The sequence below is a fragment of the Pseudomonas wayambapalatensis genome, from assembly GCF_049942315.1.
GTDB classification, from domain to species: domain Bacteria; phylum Pseudomonadota; class Gammaproteobacteria; order Pseudomonadales; family Pseudomonadaceae; genus Aquipseudomonas; species Aquipseudomonas wayambapalatensis.
Window position 1 is genome coordinate 1 of the sequence record NZ_JBNFMU010000106.1, and the last position, 3,759, is coordinate 3,759.

The 3,759-nt window shown below is 64.7% G+C and carries 2 protein-coding genes; one reads left to right on the forward strand and one right to left on the reverse strand.

Features of this window, described 5'->3' with window-relative positions:
* The coding region (locus tag ACPZMI_RS05120; RefSeq protein ID WP_426351813.1) for a sigma-54-dependent Fis family transcriptional regulator at positions 1 to 1,897 on the reverse strand (1,897 nt) is incomplete at its 3' end.
* Between the two features lie 243 nt (positions 1,898 to 2,140).
* On the opposite strand from ACPZMI_RS05120, the gene exaC reads away from it, so the two are divergent.
* Positions 2,141 to 3,661: an acetaldehyde dehydrogenase ExaC gene (gene exaC / locus ACPZMI_RS05125; RefSeq protein ID WP_065861505.1), complete on the forward strand. Its 1,521-nt coding sequence runs from the start codon at positions 2,141 to 2,143 to the stop codon at positions 3,659 to 3,661.
* Positions 3,662 to 3,759: the final 98 nt, after the last annotated feature.

Sequence of the window (3,759 nt, forward strand, 5' to 3'; positions counted from 1 at the left end):
CCTCCAGCACGTCCAGCAGCGCCTGGTGTTCTGCGCCCGGAAATACAGCGACGCCCACAGAACCCTCAGGAGTGACACCGGACCTGGGGGAGTGGGTTTGCCCGCGAAGAGGCCCGACCTGACAAGGCAAGGTGAGGGCGTTGCCCTCGTTCGCGGGCAAGCCCGCTCCCACAGAGCTCGCGCGAGTCCTGACAATAGAGGGAAGGTCCGGGAACCGGATCAGGGAGCCCTCGCACAAGGCGACTAGCGTGCGCAGCATATTGCGCATCTGTCGCACGTTCCCCGGCCAGGCGAAGTCCAGCAGCGCCTGGCGCGCCTCGGGAGCCAACTGCACCACCTGCCCTTGCGCCTCCTGGTGCAACAGGAAGTCCAGCAACGGCCCCCTGTCACTGCGCTCGCGCACCGCCGGCAGCGCCACCTCCATGCCATTGAGCCGGTAGTACAGGTCCTCACGGAAACTGCCCTGCTCCACCCGCTCCAGCAAGTCGCGGTGCGTGGCACTGACGATACGCACATCCACCGCCTGCGGCTCACCGCCAATCGGCACCACCTGGCGCTCTTCCAGCACCCGCAGCAGGCGGGTCTGCAAAGCCAGCGGCATGTCGCCGATCTCGTCCAGCAGCAAGGTACCGCCATCGGCTTGCAGCAGCTTGCCACGCATCCCTTCCTTGCGCGCCCCGGTGAAGCTGCCACCGCGATAGCCGAACAGCTCGCTCTCGATCAGGCTCTCGGGGATCGACGCACAGTTCACCGCCACGAACGGCTTGCCACGGCGCTGGCTGGCCTGATGCACGGCCAGGGCGAAGGCCTCTTTACCGCAGCCGGTTTCGCCGCGCAGCAGCAGCGGCACATCGCGTTCGAACACGCGCACGGCACGCTGGAAATCGTGTTGCAAGGCCGGGTCCAGCAAGCAGATGCCAGGCTGCGCAGCGGGAATGCCCCGGGGCAGGCTGGCCGGTACCGTCCATTGCGGCGCCCTCGCCTGCCCGCGCAGGCTGGCAAAGACCTGGCGGCCATCGCGGGTGCGCAACGGCCAGACCGTACTGCCGACTGGCGTGGCACGGCTGAATAGCTCGTCATGACTGCAGGCGAAGAACATCTCCAGCGGCTTGCCCAGCACACCGCCACGAATGGTGCTCAACAGGTTCAGGGCACTCTGGTTGGCGGCGCAGATGCGGCCATCGCCATCGAACGCCAGCAACCCTTCGCTGAACTGGCCGACCGACTCGGCTTGCACATGAAAGCGCAGCAACCATTGCTGCTCGAAATGACGCAGGAAATAACAGCTCTCGATCATCTTCGCCGAGAGGTTGACCAGCGCCATGGTGTGGAACTGGCTCTGGCGCGACACGTCCGGCCGCGCCGAGGACACATCGAGCACCGCCAGCAGCTCGCCGTGCGGGTCGAACACCGGGCTCGCCGAGCAGGTCAGGCCGGTGTGCCGGCCACGAAAATGCTCGTCCTGGTGAATGGTCAGGGCCTGACGTTCGACCAGGCACGTACCGATGCCGTTGGTACCCTCGCGGGCCTCGCTCCAGTCCGCGCCCAGCCACAGCCCGGCACGCTCGAAGCTGCGCCGCTCGGTGGGCGAGGTGACACAATTGAGGATCACGCCGCGGGCATCGGTGAGCAACACCGCATGGCCGGCGCCGGACAGCTGCTGGTGCAGGCTGTTCATTTCATGGTCAGCGATCTTCAGCACCTTGCGCAGGCGCTCGCGACTCTCCAGCAGACGACCGTGCTCGAGCACTACCGGTGCCTCGAGCACAGACGGGTCAAGGTGATAGTCGTCCAGGCAGCGCAGCCAGGAGCGGGCAATGGAAGGGTCGCTGCCAGCTTCGCCACGGGCAACGGTATGCACTTGCTGGGCATGGCGGCTGAATGCGTTGCTCTGCATTTGTTGTTGTTCTCCGCAGATAGAGATTTCAGCCAGCATCCTCCGCAGCGACCGCCCGGTCAAGCACGTACCGCAAACGGTACAAAGTGTCACCCAGGCCGTGCCAGCACTGGCACACACGCCCAGCAAAGCCGCCCCGCGCGTGACCCAAGTCATTGATTTGGCTAGGGCCCACCACGCTGGCCCGACCTTTGCTCTACGCTTTTCAACTCCCCAACAAACACAATAGCCAGGAGACACACCATGCGTTACGCACATCCCGGTACCGAGGGCGCCAAGGTCTCGTTCAAGAGCCGCTACGGCAACTACATCGGCGGCGAGTTCGTAGCTCCGGTCAAAGGGCAATACTTCGAGAACACCTCGCCGGTGAATGGCAAGCTGATCGCCGAATTCCCCCGCTCCACTGCCGAAGACATCGACAAGGCCCTGGATGCCGCCCACGCCGCCGCCGACGCCTGGGGCCGCACCAGCGTGCAGGACCGCTCCAACGTCCTGCTGAAGATCGCCGACCGCATCGAGCAGAACCTCGAAGTGCTGGCCATCACCGAAACCTGGGACAACGGCAAGCCAATCCGCGAGACCCTCAACGCCGACATCCCGCTGGCGGTCGACCACTTCCGCTATTTCGCCGGCTGCATCCGCGCCCAGGAAGGCGGCGCCGCCGAGATCAACGAAAACACGGTCGCCTACCACATCCACGAACCGCTGGGCGTGGTCGGCCAGATCATCCCTTGGAACTTCCCGCTGCTGATGGCCGCCTGGAAACTCGCACCGGCCCTGGCCGCCGGCAACTGCGTGGTGCTCAAGCCTGCCGAGCAGACCCCACTGGGCATCACCGTACTGCTCGAGCTGATCGGCGACCTGCTGCCCAAGGGCGTGCTCAACGTGGTCCAGGGCTACGGCCGCGAGGCCGGTGAAGCGCTGGCGACCAGCAAGCGCATCGCCAAGATCGCCTTCACAGGCTCCACCCCGGTGGGCTCGCACATCATGAAGTGCGCCGCCGAGAACATCATCCCGTCCACCGTGGAACTGGGCGGCAAGTCGCCGAACGTCTACTTCGAAGACATCATGCAGGCCGAGCCGACCTTCATCGAGAAAGCGGCCGAAGGCATGGTGCTGGCCTTCTTCAACCAGGGCGAGGTGTGCACCTGCCCGTCCCGCGCCCTGGTGCAGGAATCGATCTACCCGCAGTTCATGGAAGTGGTGATGAAGAAGGTGCTGCAGATCAAGCGCGGCGACCCGCTGGACACCGACACCATGGTCGGCGCGCAGGCCTCGCAGCAGCAGTTCGAGAAGATCCAGTCCTACCTCAAGATTGCCCAGGAAGAAGGCGCCGAGCTGCTGACCGGCGGCAAAGTGGAGCAGCTCGAAGGCTCGCTGGCCACCGGCTATTACATCCAGCCGACCCTGCTCAAGGGCAACAACAAGATGCGTGTGTTCCAGGAGGAAATCTTCGGCCCGGTGGTCAGCGTCACCACCTTCAAGGATGAGGCCGAAGCCCTGGCGATCGCCAACGACACCGAGTTCGGCCTGGGTGCCGGCGTCTGGACCCGCGACATCAACCGCGCCTACCGCATGGGCCGTGGCATCAAGGCCGGTCGCGTGTGGACCAACTGCTACCACCTGTATCCGGCGCATGCCGCGTTCGGTGGCTACAAGAAGTCCGGCGTCGGTCGTGAAACCCACAAGATGATGCTCGACCACTACCAGCAGACGAAGAACCTGCTGGTGAGCTACGACATCAACCCGCTGGGCTTCTTCTAAAACAGTGCGTTGGGGCTGCTGCGCAGCCCATCGCGGGGCAAGCCCGCTCCTACAGAAATTGCGCAATCTGTGTGTAGGAGCGGGCTTGCCCCGCGATG